Genomic DNA, 20983 nt, shown 5'->3' with positions numbered 1-20983 from the left:
ATATTAACATGGCAGAAAACAATTCAGGCAATAAAGATGATGAAGTTGCAGTAGTTCCTGGAACTGACGAATTTGGCAAAATGCTTTTTAAATTGAACCAACCAGTAACTCCCGACAATCTTTCTGTGTTGGACTACAATGGCGGTCACCTACAACCAGTTCAAGATGATCTATATGCAATGCCAGCATACGTTACTGACGATTTCAACTTATTCTTCATCGTTTCTCAACTGGTTGAAGAAGACTGGGTCATTGCATTCTCAAATGCAACAATCGAAAAGGGAAATGAGATTACCGACTTGTCAGAACCAATGACGACTGGTAAGGGGCTGAACATGTTAGGTCAAAAGAGCCCTGAAGATGCTAACAACTTGCTTAAATATTTCAATACCTTAGCTGATGCCAAACGTGGCGAATGGCGAATGGTTGAACGTCCAGATGGTGCAACAAACTAACAATTGAGCGCATTTTGGGATGAGTTCTTCTCATCCTTTATTTTTGCCCTCAACCAAATTTAGGAGCGTGCCATGTCCAAGCAAATCAATCAAAACAAGTTAATAGTAGATCCTAGCCGAATTCCCAATCACGTTGCCATCATCATGGACGGGAATGGTCGTTGGGCTCAAAAACGTCATTTACCACGAATTGCAGGTCATAAACAGGGGATGGAAACCGTTAAAACCGTTACCAAGGCTGCCAGTAAGCTGGGAGTGAAGGTGTTAACACTCTATGCGTTTTCAACCGAAAACTGGAAACGTCCCTCTGATGAAGTCAGTTTCTTAATGAGCTTACCAGTTAAATTTTTCAATAACTTTATTCCTGAGCTGATTGAAAATAATGTTCAAGTCAAGGTGATGGGACTGATTGACCAATTACCACCCAAGACCCAACAGGCAGTTCGGAATGCAATTGCAGACACCAGTCAGTGCACTGGCATGATCTTGAATTTTGCTTTAAACTATGGGAGTCGTTTAGATATTAAATTGGCGGTTCAACAGATTGCCAGTGAGGCTAAAGCCGGTAAAGTTGACCCTCAGAAAATTGATGATGAGATGATTTCGAGTCATTTAATGACCGGTTTTTTGGGAGATTTTCAGGATCCGGATTTACTGATCAGAACGAGTGGGGAGGAACGGATTTCCAACTTTCTTCTCTGGCAAATTGCCTATAGTGAATTAGTTTTTACAGATACGTTATGGCCGGATTTTGATGGGGTAACCCTTAATCAAATGATTAAGGAGTACCAGCAACGAGATCGTCGTTTTGGTGGCCTCAATAATAGTAAATAGGAGCGAACAGTTGTGAGACAACGGGTAATAACAGCAGTAGTTGCGTTAATCATTTTTATTCCAATTATCATATTGGGCGGCGTGTGGGTTGATATCGCTGCAATGGCATTAGGAGTTGTGGCAGTTTCTGAAGTCCTAATCATGAAGAAACGAATTCTGGTTTCTGCCGAGTCAATTATTGCTTATTTAGGTGTCAGTGTGCTGATCCTGCCGGACACTTGGACAGCAATTTTACCTGCCAAGGTAGAACAGAACTTCGTTTTCTTCTTGTTTGTGTTGATGCTGTTGTTATTGACCGTCTTCAGCAAAAACTTATTCACGTTCGATGACGCCGGCGTGATCGCATTGGGCATGCTCTATGTCGGAATGGGCTTCCATTATTTTATTTTGGCACGGGCTGTTTCGCTGACCGTCCTCTTGTATGCTTTATTCATCGTTTGGTCGACTGATAGTGGTGCCTATATTTTTGGCCGAATGTTTGGCAAACACAAATTGGCGCCGAGAATCAGTCCTAACAAAACGTGGGAAGGCTCAATCTATGGGTCGATTGCTGCGACAATTATCTGTTCAATTTATATTTACTTTTTCCCGGTTTCTGGATATTCACTATTGCAAATGATTATCATTACAATTCTCCTTTCAATTGCGGGTCAATTTGGTGATTTGATCGAATCTGCACTCAAGCGCTATTATGGGGTGAAAGATTCTGGTAAAATACTTCCAGGGCACGGTGGGATTTTAGATCGCTTTGACAGCCTATTGTTTGTCCTGCCAATGCTTCATTTAGTCGGAATCATTTAGTTTTTAGGAGGAAAGAGTCACTTGATAACTACAATTATTGTCTTCATAATCGTTTTTGGTATTCTGGTGATCTTTCACGAGTTTGGCCATTTTATTACTGCTAAGCGCTCGGGAATCCTTGTCCGGGAATTTTCGGTTGGAATGGGGCCAAAAGTGTTCTACTACCGAAAAAACAGCACAACGTTTACCTTGAGATTGTTGCCGCTTGGCGGTTACGTCCGCATGGCTGGTGAGGGTGATGACGGTGAAGAAGAATTAAAACCTGGAACTCCAGTTACACTTCAATTGAATGATCAAGGCGTCGTTACATCTATTAATACCAGTAACAAGCATTCCTTGTTTCAAGGGATCCCATTGACCGTTACCAATACTGATTTAGACACGGGCTTGTATATTAAAGGATACGAAAATGGGGACGAGTCGCAAGTGAAGTCCTATCCGGTTGATCATGACGCGACAATTATTGAAACGGATGGAACCGAGCTTCAAATTGCACCACGAGATGTTCAATTCCAATCGGCTCCTTTACCGAAGCGAATGCTCACAAATGTCGCCGGAGTCTTTAATAACTTTATTTTGGCAATTTTGGTTTATACCATTCTTGGCTTTGTTCAAGGTGGCGTTGCTTCAAACAGTAATAAAGTCAACGTGATGCCAAATGATTCAGTTGCGCGCGATGCGGGAATGAAATCAGGCGATCGGGTCGTGTCGATTGATGGACACAAAACCGCTGATTGGCAAGCGATGGCCGTCCAAATTAGTGCGAATCCAAACAAACAGATTTCAGTTGTGATCAATCGTGATGGGCAGAATAAGTCCCTCTCAATGAAGCCCAAGGCACAAACCCTCAACGGCAAGAAGACTGGTTTTATTGGGGTTACCCAATCCATGGATACAAGTTTTAAAGCAAAAATCCTATCTGGTTTCACAAAAACCTGGTCGATGGGTAAAACCTTGTTGGGGGCGCTTTGGTCTATGGTGAGTGGTCACTTCAGTTTGAATGATCTTGGTGGCCCGGTTGCAATTTTCGCAACTACTTCTACGGCCGCTTCCATGGGATTGAGTGGCGTCTTGAATTTCTTGGCGTTCCTATCTCTTAACTTGGCGATTATTAATCTCATTCCAATTCCAGGGTTAGATGGTGGTAAGTTAGTTCTGAACATCATCGAGGCTATTCGTCGCAAACCTGTTTCCCAGACAACCGAAACAGTTGTGACCTTGATTGGGTTTGCATTTTTAATGTTACTTATGATTCTCGTAACTTGGAATGATATCGAGCGTTACTTCTTACATTAATTAACAATTAGAATTTAAAGGAGATCTTTTTTCGATGAAGCAATCACAAATTTTGGTGCCAACCCTCAAAGAAACCCCAAGTGGTGCAGAGGCCCTGAGTCACAGAATGTTGGTTCGGGCTGGCTATATCCGTCAGGTTTCAGCTGGAATGTATGCCTACTTGCCACTTGCCTACCGCGTATTGACCAAGATCGAAACGATCGTTCGTGAGGAAATGGAAAAAACATCTGCCCACGAAATGCTGATGCCTGATATTTTACCGGCTGACCTCTGGAAAGAGTCCGGCCGTTACGATACATATGGGCCTGAACTTTTTAAGTTCAAGAACCGTCATGATACCGATTTTATTTTAGGCCCAACGCATGAGGAAACATTCACGGCGCTTATTCGTGATTCAATTAAATCGTATAAGCAGTTACCACTGATCCTTTATCAAATTCAGAATAAATATCGGGATGAAAACCGGCCTCGTTATGGGTTGCTCCGTAGCCGGGAATTTATTATGAAGGATGCGTATTCTTTTGCCACTAACGAAGAGGACTTGGACAAGGCCTATCAGGCAATGGAAAAAGCCTATCGGACGATTTTTGATCGAATTGGTTTGAAATACCGGGTCATTATTGGCGATGGTGGTGCAATGGGGGGCTCTGATTCCAAGGAATTCTCCGCAATGGCAGCTGTTGGTGAGGATACGATTGTTTATTCCGACAAGAGCGATTACTTTGCCAACCTTGAAATGGCAAAATCCAAAGTGGATGCGACCCCAGATACAGATGCCGAGGAAACAATCAAGAAGGTTGAAACCCCCAATGCTAAAACCATTCAAGAAGTTGCCGACTTTTTGAAAGTTCCTGAAACCAAAACAATCAAGTCGATGCTGTATATTGCGGATGAAAAACCGGTTATGGTACTCGTTCGTGGTGATTATGACGTGAATGAGGTTAAGGTTAAAAATTATCTCAAGGCTGATTTCCTTGATTTGGCAACCGATGAACAAGCTCAGAAATATCTCGGAGCAGACTTCGGCTCATTGGGACCAGTTGGAGTGGGCGAAGACGTTAAAATTCTTGCTGATCAACGGGTAGCTAACATGAAGAATGCCGTTGTTGGTGCCGATGAGGATGGCTATCATTACATCAATGCCAATTCTGACCGTGATTTTCGGATCGACGAAGTGGACGATTTTGTCACCATCAAGGAAGGCGAACTGTCACCTGATGGCAAGGGTAAGCTGAAGTTCACCCGGGGAATCGAAATTGGTCACATCTTTAAACTTGGTACAAGATATTCAAAGAGTCTAAAAGCCAATGTTTTGGATGAAAATGGCCGAGCTGTTCCGGTTATCATGGGATCATATGGGATTGGAATCAGTCGTTTATTATCAGCAATCTCTGAACAAAACGCTGACGAAAACGGACTTGTTTGGCCAGTTGCCGTGGCCCCATACGTGGTTCACGTTATTCCAATTAACGCTAAAAAGCAGGTTCAGATGGATTTGGCCAACCAGATTGAGGATCAATTAACCAAGAATGGCCTTGAAGTCTTGGTTGATGACCGTAAAGAACGGGCTGGCGTTAAATTTGCTGACTCTGATTTGATGGGAATTCCATTGAGAATCACCATTGGTAAAAAAGCCGAAGACGGGATTGTCGAAATTAAAATTCGTAAAACCGGCGAAACTGTTGAAAGCAAAGTCCAAGAATTAAGTGATACAATAAAAATACTGTTAAAGAATCTTGACTAATCTCGTATATACCTTCTAGTATGTAACTGATTGTCATCAGTTCAATTTGAGGAGGCTGGGGCAAGCTGTGTTTTGTCCTTGGTCTTCTCTTTTATTTGAGGAAGTTTGACTGTTTGATTGCTAAATTGTGATTTGGGCGACTACTTTCTGTTATTAGGTATCAGCAACAGGACAAAAAGTCTTTTCTATTGCTGATATTTTAGAAGACAATCGCCTTTTTCACCACTATAGGAGGACCTGCCGTGAGTTTGGATCGGAACGCATTATTTGATAAATTATTACAACAACTTCAATGGTCGCAAGCTGGCCAAATGCCGTACTTCGACGGTGCCAAAATTGATCGTTTGGAAGTCCATCAGAAAAGTAATCGTTGGCAGTTTGACATCACAACACCCCGAATTTTACCATTTGAAGTCTTCACAGACTTCAATGCCCGCCTTAAGTCTGCGTTCGACGAGATTGCTCAGGTCTCGCTTAATATTTCAGCGGCCAACAACAATTTCAATGAACAACTGCTTCGGCAATATTGGCAGTGGGTCGTGGTTAACAGTGGAGTCACTTCGCCTTTAATCAAGGAATTGTGTGAAGATAAATATCCTTCAATTGTTGATTCGCGAATTGAATTCATTGCCGAAAATGACATTGTCAAGGATTTCATGACCAACACTGCCTTAGGACCCATTGAGGAAATGTATCAACAGGCGGGTTTCCCCGACTTTACAATTCATACAATCGTCGATGAAAGCTTGTCTCAACAGAATATTCAGGCCTTCAAGAAGAAAAACGAGGCGGCCAATGCCGAGTTGGTCAAAAAAGCCAATGAAGCCATTCAAAAAACTAACGCTGCTAAACCAAAGCGCGGTGGTTCAGCCAAAAGCTTGATTGGCCGAAAAATCAAGGATGATTTGCCAGTCACCCAGTTGGAAGAGATTACCGAAGAAGAACGGTCGATTGTTGTTTCCGGATATGTCTTTAACAAAGAAATTCGGGAGTTGCGCTCTGGCCGTCAGTTACTAATGCTAAAAATAACTGATTACACCTCTTCTATTCAGGTGAAGAAGTTCTCTAACAAGGGTGAGGAAGCCTTGTTTGAAGGGGTTAACGAAGGCGATTGGGTCAAAGTTCGTGGGAATGTTCAAGAAGATAATTACTCTCATGAGTTAACCCTTAATGCTTATGACATTAATCCCGTCAAAACGGTTTCCCGTCAAGACAATGCGCCTGACGATAAAAAGCGAGTTGAGCTTCATCTCCACACGTCAATGAGTCAAATGGATGCCACCAATAACATCGCCGATTTTACCAAGCAGGCTAAAAAATGGGGGCACAAAGCCATTGCAATCACGGACCATGCCGCGGTGCAAGGATTCCCAGATGCCTTTCATGCTGCCGAAAAAAATGATATTAAAATGCTTTATGGCGTTGAAATTAATTTGGTTGATGATGGTGTCCCGATTACTTACAATGATCAGCATATTCCGTTACTTGATGCAACGTACGTTATTTTTGATACCGAAACAACGGGATTATCTGCCATGTATGACCGGGTCATTGAATTATCAGCTGTTAAAATGAAAAATAGTAATGTGATCGATCAATTTGAAGAGTTCATTGATCCCGGTTTTCATCTTTCTGAACAGACAACAAACCTGACGTCAATTACCGATGAAATGGTCCACGGTTCTAAATCCGAAGAAGAAGTTTTCAAATTATTTAGAGAATTTTGTGGCGATGCAATTGTTGTCGGCCATAACGTTACTTTTGATATGGGCTTCATGAATAAGGGGTATGTTCGCCATGGCATGCACGAGATGGCCAATCCCATCATTGATACACTGACACTTGCCCGATTCCTGTACCCTAACATGCGGGGTTATCGGTTAAACACCTTGGCAAAGAAATTTGATGTCAGCTTGGAGCACCACCATAGAGCGATCTATGATGCCGAAACCACCGGTCATTTGAATTATCTCTTTTTAAAAGACGCGGAAAAGCGTTATGGGATTGTCTATCATGACCAATTAAACGAGCATATGACGGATAATGACGCCTATCGTCACGCGCGCCCGTCCCACGCAATTTTGCTTGCCCAAACTCAAGCGGGATTGAAGAATATGTTTAAAATCGTTTCACTTTCCAACGTTCAATATTTCCACCGAGTTCCTCGGGTTCCTCGAAGCCAACTTGAAAAATACCGTGACGGGATCATCGTAGGCTCCGCTTGTTCATCAGGAGAAGTTTTCACCGCGATGATGCAAAAAGGGATGGATGAGGCTCGCCAGAAGGCCCAATTCTATGACTATCTTGAAGTTCAGCCAAGACGGGCTTATGCACCACTGATTGAATCTAGATTGATTGCTGATGAAGATAACTTAGAGGAAATCATTTCTAACATTGTGAAACTTGGCGATGAACTGGGTAAACCAGTGGTTGCTACCGGAGATGTTCACTATCTTAATCCGCAGGACTATATTTATCGAAAAATTCTGATTAATTCTCAAGGTGGCGCCAATCCGCTGAATCGCCAGGAGCTGCCAGATTTGCATTTCCTAACGACTGACGAAATGTTAGGTGACTTTGGCTTTCTTGGTGCGGACAAGGCAGAAGAAATCGTTGTCACCAACACAAATAAAATCGCTGATGAGATTGATGATATCCATCCATTAAAAGATAAGCTCTACACGCCTCGAATGGAGGGTGCCGAAGACGAGATTAAGACCCGGACCATGAATACTGCTCACGAGTGGTATGGTGATCCGTTGCCTAAAATTGTGTCTGATCGTTTGGATAAAGAACTGAAAAGTATCATCGGCAACGGATTTTCCGTTATTTATTTAATTGCTCAACGACTGGTTGCCAAAAGTAACAAAGATGGGTATTTGGTTGGGTCACGGGGATCTGTTGGGTCAAGTCTGGTGGCGACACTGACAGGAATTACCGAAGTAAATCCATTGCAACCCCATTATCGTTGTCCAAATTGTCGCCACACAGAGTTCTTCACAAAGGGCGAATATAGTTCAGGCTATGATTTACCCCGGAAGAAGTGTCCAGAATGCGGCACCTTAATGATTGGCGATGGCCACAATATTCCGTTTGAAACTTTCTTGGGATTCACAGGAAATAAGGTTCCAGATATTGATTTGAACTTCTCTGGTGACTATCAACCAATTGCTCATAATTATACTAAGGTGCTGTTCGGTGAGAAGAACGTATTCCGTGCCGGAACGATCGGGACGGTTGCTGATAAGACTGCTTATGGATACGTGAAAGCCTATGAGCGGGACAAGGGTAAAGTTTACCGACAAGCTGAGGAAGATCGGCTTGCAAAAGGCGCAACTGGTGTTAAGCGGACAACTGGCCAACATCCAGCTGGGATTATCGTTGTGCCGGATTATATGGATATTTACGACTTTACGCCCATTCAATATCCCGCTGATGACCAAGATGCTGCATGGAAAACGACCCACTTTGATTTCCATTCGATCCATGACAATATTTTAAAAATCGATATTCTGGGTCATGATGATCCGACGATGATTCGAATGCTTCAAGATTTATCTGGCATTAATCCAAAAACAATTCCAATGGATGATCCTGGCGTCATGTCAATCTTTTCAAGTCCTAAGGTATTGGGCGTAACAGAGGACCAGATCCAATCCAAGACTGGAACGTTGGGAGTGCCGGAATTTGGAACGCGGTTTGTTCGGGGGATGCTTGAACAAACTCATCCAAGTAATTATTCAGAGTTGCTTCAAATTTCTGGTTTGTCTCACGGAACTGACGTGTGGATGGGCAATGCTGACGAGTTGATCAAGAACGGGACGGCAACGATTGCCAATGTGATCGGCTGCCGGGATAACATTATGACCGATTTGATTAATTGGGGCCTGGATTCTGAATTATCCTTCCAGATTATGGAAAGTGTTCGGCATGGCCGGGGAATTCCAGATGATTGGCAAGCAGAAATGAAGAAAGCCAAAATTCCCGACTGGTATATTCAATCCTGTCTAAAGATCAAGTACATGTTCCCACGAGCTCATGCGGCTGCTTATATTCTGATGGCGCTTCGAATTGCTTACTTCAAAGTCTATTTCCCAATGATTTACTACGCTGCTTACTTCTCAGTTCGGGCTGATGATTTCGACATTGTTTCGATGTGCCGTGGTAAGGAAGCCGTTAAGAATGCAATGCGGCAGATTAATGATAAAGGGATGGAAGCTTCGACCAAGGAAAAGAATCTGTTAACGGTTCTGGAGCTTGCAAATGAGATGCTTGAACGGGGATATCAATTCCAGATGGTCGATTTAAGCAAATCGGATGCCAGCCAGTGGTTGATTGATGGTGATACGTTAATTGCCCCGTTTAATTCTGTTCCGGGGCTCGGTCTCAACGTTGCCAAACAGATTGTGGCCGCTCGAGAAGATAAGCCATTCCTGTCTAAGGAAGACTTGTCTAAACGGGGGAAAGTATCCAAAACCTTGATTGACTTTATGACTGAAAATCATGTATTAGATGGTCTCCCTGATGAAAATCAACTCAGCCTTTTTGATATGATGTAACGGGGTTAATAGTCGCGTTTGTAATATTTTCAGCGATATGTTATACTTGATTTACTAAATAACTTGCAAGGAGTGAGCAGAAATGCTCGCTCTTTTTAATGGATAATTTTTAGGAGGCCTTTTTTTGAGCAATGTTGTTGAAACGGTGAAGCAGGTCGTCAAACCAATTTTAGATGAACATTCATTTTACTTATTCGATGTTGAGTTTGTAAAAGAAAAAGGCGGTTGGTACCTTCGGGTTTATATTGATAAGCCCGGCGGCGTCACAATTGACGATTGTGTTGTCGTGAGTGATGAATTAAGTGAAAAATTAGATGCCCTGGATCCAGATCCGATACCCCAAGCTTATTTCTTGGAAGTATCATCGCCAGGTGCAGAACGGCCGCTTCGTAATGAAGAAGAGCTTAAACAGGCAATCGGCGAGTACATCAATGTGTCACTTTATAAGAATTTAAATGGCAGCAAGTCATTTGAAGGAACGCTGACAGCTGTTGATGACGATCAATTGATCATGGAAAACGACAAATGGGGCAAGAACCCAACTTTGAAAGTTCCCCGTGATTTAGTTGCTAAGGCTCGGTTGGCGATTAAATTTTAGCTAAAGGAGACAATAAAAATGAGTAAAGAACTTTTGGGTGCCCTTTCTGCACTTGAAGAAGAGAAGGGTATCAAGAAAGAGGTTGTGATCGACGCCTTGAAAGCGGCCCTTGTTTCTGCGTACAAGCGAAACTACGGTCAGTCTCAGAACGTCGAAGTTGACTTTGATGAAACAAAGGGTGAAATGCACGTCTATTCTGTTAAAACCGTTGTGGAAGACGTTGTGAACGATCAACTTCAAGTGACCTTGGATGACGCCCTTCAAATCAATAAGGGTTACGAACTGGGCGATGAAATAAAGTTTGAGGTGACGCCAAAGAACTTTGGTCGAATTGCTGCTCAGACCGCAAAACAAGTGATCATGCAACGGGTTCGTGAAGCTGAACGTGAGAACGTCTTTGACGAGTATTCCAAGTACATGGACGAATTGGTCACTGGAACCGTTGAACGTCAGGACACCCGTTTCGTATACGTTAACCTGGGTAAAGTGGAAGCCGTTATGGGTGTCAAAGATCAGATGCCAAATGAAGTGTATCGGCCACAGGACCGGATTAAGGTCTATGTAACGAAGGTTGAGAATGCCACCAAGGGGCCACAAGTCTTTGTGAGCCGGACTGCCTCCGGAATGTTAAAACGTTTATTTGAACAAGAAGTCCCAGAGATTTATGATGGTACTGTGGAGATTGTTTCAATTGCAAGAGAGGCTGGGGATCGAGCTAAAGTAGCCGTTCGCTCAAATAGTTCGGATATCGATCCAGTCGGAACAGCTGTTGGCCCCCGTGGGCAACGAGTGCAGACAATTGTGAACGAACTACACGGCGAAAATATGGATATCGTAGAATGGGATGAAGACGATGCGTCATACATTGCCAATGCCTTGAATCCTGCTGAAGTGGTTGATGTGATCTTCGATGAGGATAATGATCGGGCATGTACGGTCATTGTTCCGGATTATCAGTTATCATTAGCAATTGGTAAGAAGGGGCAAAATGCTCGGTTGGCTGCTAAATTGACTGGATTTAAGATTGATATTAAATCTGAAACAGAAGCCAAAGAATTGATGGACCAGCGCCAAGCCGCAGCCGATGATTCAGATGATCCGGTTGATGATTCAACCGATTCAACCGATGATTCAGTTGACCCATCAACTGACGAGGATTCTGCAGAAGCATCAGTGACAAATCCAAATGATCCGGATTCTGATCAATCTGATGAAGACTAATTTTTAGGAGGCGATTGTATGAAAAAGCGAAAGATTCCAATGAGAAAAGACATCGTCACTGGAGAAATGGCTCCTAAAAAAGAATTAGTTCGGATTGTTCGAGATTCAGACGGTCAGGTTTCCATTGATGAAACTGGTAAGAAATCCGGTAGAGGTGCTTACATTTCCATTAATGTCGACATTGCGAAGAAGGCCAAGGCAGAACATACTTTTGAAAAAGTATTTTCTACAAAACTGGATGAAAACTTCTACGATGAACTAATTGCCTACGTTGATCATAAACAGGCTCGAAAAGAGTTGTTTGAGAATGGACAATAAGCAAGCAATTTTAAATTTTATTGGAATTGCCAGAAGAGCCAGCAAAATTGTTTCTGGACAAGATAAATTATTATCTGAAATTCGAAATGGCAAAGTTCATTTCCTGTTTATCGCTTCAGATACCGGCCAGGCAACTCAAAAAAAATTTACAGATAAGTCTAATTACTATCATGTCCCCGTCAATACCATGTACACTAAAGCAGTGCTGAGTGATGCAATTGGTATGAAACGTACAATCATCGGAATTTCCGATCGGGGTATGGCAAAAAAATTGGTTGAATTAACCGATAACAATAAGGGAGAGTGATGATATGGGGAAAAAGCGGATTTATGAATTAGCTAAAGAACTCAATGTCTCCAGTAAACAAATCGTCGATCGCGCTGACAAAGAAGGATTTACAATTAAAAACCATATGTCAACCGTTGATGATAACCAAGAAAAGCAAATCAGAAAGATGTTTAGCAAAGGTGCAAGTGCGACTAGTCACTCTGCTAGACCACAACAAAACAAGTCACAACATGCAACTTCTCATGTAGCCAAGAAGCCTAATGAAACGCATTCGACAACCAGCAGTTCAAGCCACACTGCAAGTCGGCCAAACAATCGGAATAGCGATTCTAGAAATGGGAATCACAATTCTCGTGACCAACATCAAAGTGCCCGGACAAATCACAGTAATTCAGCCCAGCACACTAATAATGCGGCTCATAATGATACGCATCGCAATAATAATGCGAACCACTCAAGCTCTAACAACAGTGGGAATCATAACGGCGGTAATCAAAACAGTCGCAATCAAAACCAGAACCATAGCAATTTACGTAACAATAATACAAACAATCATAATAACAACAGTAACAACACGACGCGGACATCTCGGCCCGCAGCTTCAAACACAAGCTCGTCTAACAATCGGACCAGCAGTAACAGTGGCAATGCGCATTCAAATAATGCCCATCGAAATACTGGAAGCGGTCGATTTGGCGGTAGTTTGAACCGTAATAACAATAACAATCGCGGCGGTTCTAGAAAGTTCAATAAGAAGCGCAATAAAAAGCAACGGAAGCAAAAGAATCAACGATTGCGTGAAGTTGAACATCATGGTGCTCCAGAACGTAAGGAACGGCCATTACCAAAGGTGCTTGAATATCAAGATGGGATGAATGCCCAAGATCTTGGTAAGATTTTGCATCGGGAACCAGCTGAGATTGTTAAAAAGTTGTTCATGCTTGGTGTGATGGTTAACCAAAACCAATCACTTGATAAGGATACAATTGAAATTCTCGCAGCTGATTATGGAATTGAAGCTCAAGAAAAGGTTCATCAAGATCTATCCAACTTGGATAAAATCTTTGAAAAAGAAGAAGCCAACACGGATAATCAGGTATCACGGCCAGCCGTTGTGACAATAATGGGTCACGTTGATCATGGTAAGACCACTTTACTTGATCATTTGCGTCATTCGCATATCACTGCTGGCGAAGCTGGTGGAATTACTCAAGCAATTGGTGCTTACCAAGTTCGCCACGGCGATAACTTGATCACCTTCTTGGATACCCCTGGACATGCCGCATTTACTGAAATGCGAGCCCGTGGTGCTAACATCACCGATATCACTGTTTTGGTGGTTGCGGCCGATGATGGGGTGATGCCTCAAACAATTGAAGCGATTAACCATGCAAAGGCAGCTAAGACACCAATTATCGTTGCCATTAACAAAATTGATAAGCCGGATGCTAATCCACAGCATGTGACTGATCAATTGATGCAGTATGGCCTTATCCCAGAAGATAATGGTGGTAATACTATTTTTGTTAATATTTCTGCCAAGTTTGGGAAGAATATTGATGAATTGCTTGATATGATCATTCTTGAAGCTGAAATGCTTGAATTGAAGGCCAACCCTGATCAACCAGGCGCAGGTTCTGTAATTGAAGCTCGACTGGATCAAGGCCAAGGACCAGTTGCAACCCTACTTGTTCAGCAAGGAACGTTGCGGGTTGGTGATCCAATTGTTGTTGGTAATACTTTCGGTCGAGTTCGGACAATGACGAACGAACGGGGACGGGATCTGAAGAAGGCCACCCCAGCTACACCAGTTTCCATTACCGGATTAAACGACGTGCCAGAAGCTGGTGATCGATTCGTCGTCTTTGCAGATGAGAAGACCGCTCGTTCAGTTGGTGAGGAACGTGCTAAAGAAGCTCAAGTTGAAGAGCGTCGAAAGACCACCCGAGTAACCTTGGATAGCTTGTTTGATTCCCTCAAAGAAGGGGAAATGAAGGAAGTTGACATTGTGATTAAAGCCGATGTTCAAGGTTCCGTTGAGGCACTTTCCAACAGTCTTCAAAAGATTGAGGTCAAAGGCGTGAAAGTCAACATTATTCATGCGGCTGTTGGGGCGATTAATGAAAGTGATGTCGCTTTGGCTGAAGCAAGTAATGCGATCATCATTGGCTTTAATGTTCGACCAACGCCTCAAGCTAAATCACAAGCTGAAAGTGACCACGTTGACATTCGTCTTCATCAAGTGATCTACAATGCAATTGATGAGGTGGAATCAGCTATGAAAGGGATGCTTGCCCCTACTTACAAGGAGGAAGTTACCGGTCAAGTTGAAGTTCGTGATATCTTTAAGGCTTCCAAAGTCGGAACAATTGCTGGTGGAATGGTTGTTGACGGTTTCGTTGAGAAGAACAGTAAGGTTCGTCTAATTCGGGACGGTGTCGTTGTTTACACTGGTGAATTGAACAGTCTGAAACGCTTTAAAGATGATGTGAATGAAGTTAAACAAGGATTTGAACTTGGTTTAACAATCAAGGACTATAACGATATCAAGGTCGGCGACGTGATCGAGGCCTATGTGATGAAGGAAGTTCCTGTTAAGTAATTCGGAGGTGTTTTCATGGCTCATTATCGCGTTGGTCGATTGGAACAAGAAATTCAAAAAGAAGTTAACGATATCTTGCTCAAACGAGTCCGGGATCCTCGAGTACAGGGAGTGACTTTGACTGGAGTCGAGGTAACCGGTGATCTTCAGCAAGCAACGATCTATTATAGTATTCTCTCCGATAAATCGGAGGACGAACAGACAACTCAGACAGGGCTTGAAAAGGCCGCTGGGCTGATTCGTGGCGAGTTGGGACATCGATTGAGTATTTACAAAACACCTGAAATTAAGTTTGAACTGGATAGTTCAGTTCAATATGGTGATAAGATTGACCAATTGATTAATAAATTGAAGCAACAAGGCGAATAAGAAGTGTCTGGAGAAAAACGTCTTGCGGTTACATAAGAGCTCCTGAATTAAACCCCTGATTTGGGGATTTAGTTCAGGAGCTCTTATGTCGTTAATGACAGTTTTCACCATGTTAATAGGATGACAGTAAGGGCAAAACCCACTATTACCCATGCTGATTTTTATGATATAATTTTACTACATGATTTTATTAGGAGAAAAACAATGGATGGCGTAATTGCTTTATATAAAGAACGCGGAATGACGAGTCATGAATGTGTGAGCTCATTACGAAAAATTTTACACACGAAAAAAGTTGGGCACACTGGTACTTTGGATCCAAATGTTGATGGGGTTCTGCCTATTTGTATTGGTCAGGCAACTAAAATTAGTGAACTGATGATGCAATCAGGTAAAGTCTACCAAGGCGAAATTACGCTAGGGATGGCCTACGATACTGAGGATTTGGATGGAACATTGATTGCGCAACAGCCGATTGAATCTCCGTTAACATCTTCCCAGATTGATGATGTCTTGGCAAAATTAACAGGCGATATCATGCAAGTGCCACCAATGTATTCCGCAGTTAAAGTGAATGGTCATAAGTTGTATGAATATGCCCGTAAAGGATTAACAATTGACCGTGACCCTCGGCCAATTCACATTGATTATTTTAAACAACTTAAACCGGCCACTTATGATCCGGAAAAGCAGACCCAGACGATTTATTTTGAAGTTGGTTGTTCAAAAGGAACTTATGTGAGGACCCTTGCAGTAGATTTCGGCAAACTAATCAATGTCCCCTCAGTGATGACGAATTTAACCCGGATTAAGAGCGGTGGCTTTGATATTTCCCAGTGTGTTACTTTGAAAGAGGTTCAAACGGCAGTTGACAGTGACAATTTGGAAACAATCTTTCGGCCACTGGCAGAGGCCTTAGCCAGTTATCCTCAATATAAACTCGATGAGAGCCGTTGGGAAATTGTTTCCCATGGTGGCTTTCTGGATCAATCTATCAATCCTGATCATGATCCCGTTGTTTGTTTAACCTACATGGGAGCAGTTAAAGCCTTATACAAATTTGATCTTGAGCTTACGAAGTATCGTCCCTATAAAATGTTTATCGCGTAAATTAAGAAGGTGTAACTAATTATGAAAATATCTAAACTTCATTATCCACTAGCCGATTCCTTTCATGTCGAAGGCAAGACAGTCGTTGCAATGGGGTTGTTTGATGGCTTTCACAAGGGGCATCAGGAGGTGCTTCGACGCGCCAAAGTAGAGGCAGAAAAAGTGGGAGCTAAATTTGCAGTTCTCACTTATGATCATCACCCTGCTTTAGTTTATAAAAAAATGGCAGCTCATGAGAAACGTTATTTGACGCTACTCGACTACAAGATGCAGTTGTTTGAAGAATTTGGGGTTGACCAAGTCTTTCTGGTTAACTATTCTTATGCATTTCAAAGCCAGACGCCAGCCCAATTTGTGACGAACTTTATTGAGCGTTTTAATGCCGTTGCTGTCGTTGCTGGATTTGACCATACATACGGTGATAAACAAACTGCCACGATGGAAAATCTCCCGAAGTATGCCAACGGGAAATTCAAAGTCATTACCGTTCCTCCAGTTGATAGCGATGGGAAAAAGGTCAGCTCTACCAGAATTCGAATTGAGTTGGATTCCGGTAATGTCGATGAAGTTAATGGGTTGCTTGGTCGGCCGTTTCAAACAAAAGGGGTGATCGTCCACGGTGAGGAACGTGGCCGTTTATTGGGTTATCCCACTGCCAACGTTGAGCATTCAGAATATCAGTGGTTACCGCGCATTGGGATCTATGTTGTGACCGTGGCGATTGCCGGGGAAAAATACCTTGGAATGGCTTCAATCGGCAAGAATGTTACTTTCTCAGATGTTCATCCGATGACCGTTGAAATCAACTTATTGGACTTCGATCAAAATATTTACGGCGAAATTGTGACAGTTGATTGGCTGCATTATCTGCGAGATGAGATTAAATTCCAGACACCAGAGCAATTAATCAACCAACTCGATCAGGATGCCAACGAAACCCGTCAATATCTCAAAGACCATCCCGAGAGTTTGAATTAGCACAATTAGCACTCAAAACAAAATAATGCTAAAAATCGACCATAATTCCTTGACTAATGTGGAGTGGTTTGTTAAATTATAAATGTGCCTTAGCACTCGAATATATTGAGTGCTAAAAAGAGGTGATTCTGGTGTTAACGGATAGGCAAAAAAATATTCTTCAAATAATCATTCGTGATTATACAAGAACGGGAATGCCAGTTGGTTCCAAGGCATTAGCTTCAGAGTTTCCAACCCATGTCAGTTCCGCGACGGTTAGAAACGATATGGCTGCACTTGAATCAAAGGGCTTGATTACTAAGACACATTTTTCATCAGGCCGGGTACCGTCCATTGAAGGTTATCGGTATTATGTGGATAACTTGGTTGAACCGGATCCACTTGATGATAGTGCCGAAGATTTGATTAAGAGTTCTTTTAACAGTGAGTTTAATAGAATTGATGAGATCGTCCAAGAATCCGCGAAGGTTTTGTCTGATTTAACCAATTATATGGCGTTAACCTTCAATCCAGAATCGGGCGATGATGTGACGCTGGGTGGCTTTCGACTTGTGAAGCTTGATGACCGACAGGTGATGGCAATTATCGTCACGAATAACGGTCATGTTGTGAATAAGATTTTCCGTCTGGCAAACGTATCGTCTGAGCAGCTGGAAACGATTGTTAACATTATTAATTCTGAATTGGTTGGCAAGCCGTTGCGACAGGTTTTAGAGAAACTCAAGTTCGACATTCCAATGCTCATGACCAAGTATATTCAAACTCCTGAAGGATTTTTGAAGATATTTGGTGAGATGCTTAACGAAGCCGGTAAGGACAAAGTTCACGTTGATGGTGAATTGAACTTGCTGCGATTTGTCGAGCGTCAAGATGTTGATCGTTTGAAGCCTCTTTACAACTTGCTCGGAACCGAGGACACGGTACAAAAAATCATTAATACCAAGTCTAACGATGTTCAGGTTCGAATTGGTGGCGAATTGCGAAACGATCTGTTAAAAGATTACAGTATAATCACCGGAACTTATGATTTAAAGGAGTATGGACACGGGGTCATTGCGGTCGTTGGGCCGACAAGGATGCCGTATTCAAAGGTTATTGGCATAGTTGGTGCTTTACGAGAGGAACTGACTAAGAAGCTTCTCGGCTACTATGATGATGACCAGGACTAATGCCAACGATTTGGCAACCTAAGGAGGCGATTGTTTGGCAGAGAATAAGGAAGAATCACTGGATAAGAAGCAGGATCAGCCAAAGAAACAGTCGGCTGCCCAGCCCAAAGATCAGTCAAAAAATGATCATGAAAAAAAGGTTGTGGCTGACCATTCCAATAAGAATGCTGAAGATGTTACCAAGTTGAAGCAGACAGTTGTTCAACTTCAAAAAAAGCTTGATGATATGGAAAATCGATATCTTCGTGCTGAAGCTGATATGAAAAATATTCAGAATCACGCCAAAAAAGAACAAGCTGATTTAATTAAGTACGATGGCCAGCAGTTGGCTCATGACATCCTACCAATTGTTGATAATTTACAACGAGCACTTGCTGTTGAAGTCACTGACGACAATGGTAAACAACTCAAAAAGGGTGTATCGATGGTTTATGAGCATCTTAACAAAGCGCTCAAGGATAATGGCGTGGAGGTTGTTGACGCCCTGAATAAACCATTTGATCCAAAGTTTGAACAGGCTATCCAGACTGCAGATGCGGATGATGATCATCCTGCTGAAACGGTTGTTCAAGTTCTTCAGGACGGTTACCGTTTGAAGGACCGCGTTTTACGACCAGCAATGGTTGTTGTAGCAAAATAAATCTTTAAAAGAAAAAGAGGATTATCTATGGCAAGTAATAAAATTATCGGTATTGATTTAGGTACCACTAACTCAGCCGTTGCCGTATTGGAAGGCAGCGAGCCTAAAATCATTGCAAACCCTGAAGGAGCCCGAACCACACCATCTGTTGTGGCATTTAAAGATGGCAAGCCTCAGGTTGGTGAAGTTGCTAAGCGTCAAGAGATTACCAATCCTAACACTGTTCGGTCAATCAAGAGTCATATGGGTGAACAAGGTTATACAGTTGATATCGAAGGCAAAAAATATACACCACAGCAAATTTCAGCAATGATTTTGCAGTATATTAAAGATTTCGCTGAAAATTATTTGGGTGACAAAGTGACAGATGCTGTTATCACTGTTCCTGCCTACTTTAATGATGCCCAACGTCAGGCAACCAAGGATGCTGGAAAGATTGCCGGTTTAAATGTTAAGCGAATCATCAACGAACCAACTGCTGCAGCTTTGGCTTACGGCCTTGATAAGCAAGACAAAGATGAAAAGATCTTAGTTTACGACTTAGGTGGTGGTACTTTTGATGTTTCCATCCTTGAATTAGGTGATGGTGTTTTCCAAGTACTTTCAACTAATGGTGATACTCACCTTGGTGGGGATGACTTTGATCAACGGATTATTGATTGGTTGGTTGATAACTTCAAGAAAGAAAATGGAGTTGATCTTTCTAAGGATAAGATGGCACTTCAACGTTTGAAGGATGCTGCCGAAAAGGCTAAGAAGGACTTGTCAGGTGTGACTGAATCCGAAATTAGCCTGCCATTTATTTCAGCTGGCGATAACGGTCCATTGCATTTGCAAACAACTTTGACTCGTGCAAAGTTCAACGAATTGACCTCTGACTTGGTTGCAAAGACCAAGGTGCCATTTGACAATGCTCTGAAGGATGCCGGATTACAAACTTCAGACATCGATCAAGTGATCTTAAATGGTGGTTCAACTCGAATCCCAGCCGTTCAAGAAGCCGTTAAGTCATGGACTGGTAAGGAATCTAATCACTCAATTAACCCTGATGAAGCGGTTGCCTTGGGGGCTGCTGTTCAAGGTGGTGTGATTACTGGTGATGTTAAGGATGTTGTTTTGCTTGATGTTACCCCATTGTCACTTGGTATTGAAACCATGGGTGGGGTCTTCACTAAGTTAATTGATCGGAATACAACTATTCCAACTAGTAAGTCACAGGTCTTCTCAACTGCTGCCGATAATCAACCAGCCGTAGATATTCATGTTCTTCAAGGTGAACGACCAATGGCTGCCGATGACAAGACACTGGGTCAATTCCAGTTGACTGATATTCCTGCTGCCCCTAGAGGTGTTCCTCAAATTGAAGTTACCTTTGACATTGACAAGAACGGAATTGTGAACGTTTCTGCCAAGGATAAGGGAACTGGTAAGGAACAAAAGATTACCATCAAAGATTCATCAGGTCTTTCCGATGATGAAATCAAGAAGATGATGAAGGAAGCCAAGGAAAACGAAGAGGCAGATAAGCAACGTAAGGAATCTGCTGATCTCAATAACGAAGTTGACCAATTACTCTTCCAGACTGACAAGACCCTTAAGGAAGTCAAAGGTAAGGTTTCCGATGACGAAATTAAGAAGGCCGAAGATGCCCGCGATGCACTTAAGAAAGCTAAGGAAGACAATAACGTTGACGACATGAAGGCTAAGAAAGACGATTTGAACAAGATCGTCCAAGACCTTGCCGTTAAGTTATATCAACAACAAGCGCCAAAAGATGGCGGTGCTCAGGGTGCTCAAACCGGTTCGCAAGGGTCATCTGATGATAACAAAGATGATGGTAAAGGCGGCGACGGTACCGTTGACGGCGACTTCCATGAAGTTCACGATGATAAAAAATAATCTTTGAGATTGTTATTTAGACGAGAAGTCAAGGCCAATCTGGCTTTGGCTTTTTGTTAAAATATGGTATTCTATCAAGGATAAACAATTGATTGAAGATG

At 42.5% G+C, this 20983-nt stretch carries 17 protein-coding genes; all 17 read left to right on the top strand.

Annotated elements, in window-relative coordinates:
• Nucleotides 1-8: 8 nt before the first annotated feature.
• Nucleotides 9-455 (top strand): hypothetical protein, encoded by a 447-nt coding sequence (locus FD12_RS09580; protein ID WP_054746588.1) that lies wholly within the window; start codon nucleotides 9-11, stop codon nucleotides 453-455.
• A gap of 72 nt (nucleotides 456-527) precedes the next feature.
• Nucleotides 528-1289: an isoprenyl transferase gene (locus tag FD12_RS09575; protein ID WP_056982860.1), complete on the top strand. Its 762-nt coding sequence runs from the start codon at nucleotides 528-530 to the stop codon at nucleotides 1287-1289.
• 12 nt (nucleotides 1290-1301) lie between these two features.
• Entirely contained in the window at nucleotides 1302-2090 is a 789-nt protein-coding gene (locus FD12_RS09570) for a phosphatidate cytidylyltransferase (protein ID WP_056982859.1), read from the top strand.
• A gap of 21 nt (nucleotides 2091-2111) precedes the next feature.
• Nucleotides 2112-3386, top strand: coding sequence for an RIP metalloprotease RseP (rseP, locus tag FD12_RS09565; protein ID WP_054746589.1), 1275 nt, complete (start codon nucleotides 2112-2114; stop codon nucleotides 3384-3386).
• Nucleotides 3387-3420: 34 nt separating this feature from the next.
• On the top strand, nucleotides 3421-5130 hold the full coding sequence (locus FD12_RS09560) for a proline--tRNA ligase (protein ID WP_056982858.1): 1710 nt from the start codon (nucleotides 3421-3423) through the stop codon (nucleotides 5128-5130).
• A gap of 242 nt (nucleotides 5131-5372) precedes the next feature.
• Nucleotides 5373-9689 (top strand): PolC-type DNA polymerase III, encoded by a 4317-nt coding sequence (locus FD12_RS09555; protein ID WP_146985851.1) that lies wholly within the window; start codon nucleotides 5373-5375, stop codon nucleotides 9687-9689.
• A gap of 124 nt (nucleotides 9690-9813) precedes the next feature.
• Complete coding sequence (gene rimP, locus FD12_RS09550) at nucleotides 9814-10287, top strand: ribosome maturation factor RimP (protein WP_054746590.1); 474 nt, start codon at nucleotides 9814-9816, stop codon at nucleotides 10285-10287.
• Nucleotides 10288-10305: 18 nt separating this feature from the next.
• The gene (nusA, locus tag FD12_RS09545; protein ID WP_054746591.1) at nucleotides 10306-11508 is read left to right on the top strand and encodes a transcription termination factor NusA; all 1203 of its coding nucleotides are present in this window, start codon (nucleotides 10306-10308) and stop codon (nucleotides 11506-11508) included.
• An 18-nt stretch (nucleotides 11509-11526) separates the two neighbouring features.
• On the top strand, nucleotides 11527-11826 hold the full coding sequence (gene rnpM, locus FD12_RS09540; RefSeq protein ID WP_056982856.1) for an RNase P modulator RnpM: 300 nt from the start codon (nucleotides 11527-11529) through the stop codon (nucleotides 11824-11826).
• Complete coding sequence (locus tag FD12_RS09535; RefSeq protein ID WP_056982855.1) at nucleotides 11816-12133, top strand: L7Ae/L30e/S12e/Gadd45 family ribosomal protein; 318 nt, start codon at nucleotides 11816-11818, stop codon at nucleotides 12131-12133. Before rnpM ends, FD12_RS09535 begins: the two co-directional genes overlap by 11 nt.
• Before the next feature lie 4 nt (nucleotides 12134-12137).
• Entirely contained in the window at nucleotides 12138-14717 is a 2580-nt protein-coding gene (gene infB / locus FD12_RS09530) for a translation initiation factor IF-2 (protein WP_056982853.1), read from the top strand.
• A 15-nt stretch (nucleotides 14718-14732) separates the two neighbouring features.
• Nucleotides 14733-15086: a 30S ribosome-binding factor RbfA gene (gene rbfA, locus FD12_RS09525; RefSeq protein WP_054746592.1), complete on the top strand. Its 354-nt coding sequence runs from the start codon at nucleotides 14733-14735 to the stop codon at nucleotides 15084-15086.
• Nucleotides 15087-15290: 204 nt separating this feature from the next.
• Nucleotides 15291-16196 carry a tRNA pseudouridine(55) synthase TruB gene (gene truB / locus FD12_RS09520; RefSeq protein WP_056982851.1) on the top strand — a complete coding sequence of 302 codons (906 nt, stop codon included), beginning with the start codon at nucleotides 15291-15293 and terminating at the stop codon, nucleotides 16194-16196.
• A 21-nt stretch (nucleotides 16197-16217) separates the two neighbouring features.
• On the top strand, nucleotides 16218-17174 hold the full coding sequence (gene ribF, locus FD12_RS09515) for a riboflavin biosynthesis protein RibF (protein ID WP_054746593.1): 957 nt from the start codon (nucleotides 16218-16220) through the stop codon (nucleotides 17172-17174).
• 125 nt (nucleotides 17175-17299) lie between these two features.
• Nucleotides 17300-18343: a heat-inducible transcriptional repressor HrcA gene (gene hrcA / locus FD12_RS09510; protein ID WP_056983129.1), complete on the top strand. Its 1044-nt coding sequence runs from the start codon at nucleotides 17300-17302 to the stop codon at nucleotides 18341-18343.
• Nucleotides 18344-18377: 34 nt separating this feature from the next.
• On the top strand, nucleotides 18378-18983 hold the full coding sequence (gene grpE, locus FD12_RS09505) for a nucleotide exchange factor GrpE (protein WP_056982849.1): 606 nt from the start codon (nucleotides 18378-18380) through the stop codon (nucleotides 18981-18983).
• A 27-nt stretch (nucleotides 18984-19010) separates the two neighbouring features.
• Nucleotides 19011-20882, top strand: coding sequence for a molecular chaperone DnaK (gene dnaK, locus FD12_RS09500; protein ID WP_056982847.1), 1872 nt, complete (start codon nucleotides 19011-19013; stop codon nucleotides 20880-20882).
• Nucleotides 20883-20983: the final 101 nt, after the last annotated feature.

Source organism: Lentilactobacillus rapi DSM 19907 = JCM 15042 (genome assembly GCF_001436255.1).
Classification (GTDB): Bacteria; Bacillota; Bacilli; order Lactobacillales; family Lactobacillaceae; genus Lentilactobacillus; species Lentilactobacillus rapi.
This window is presented reverse-complemented; position numbering and strand designations above follow the sequence as displayed.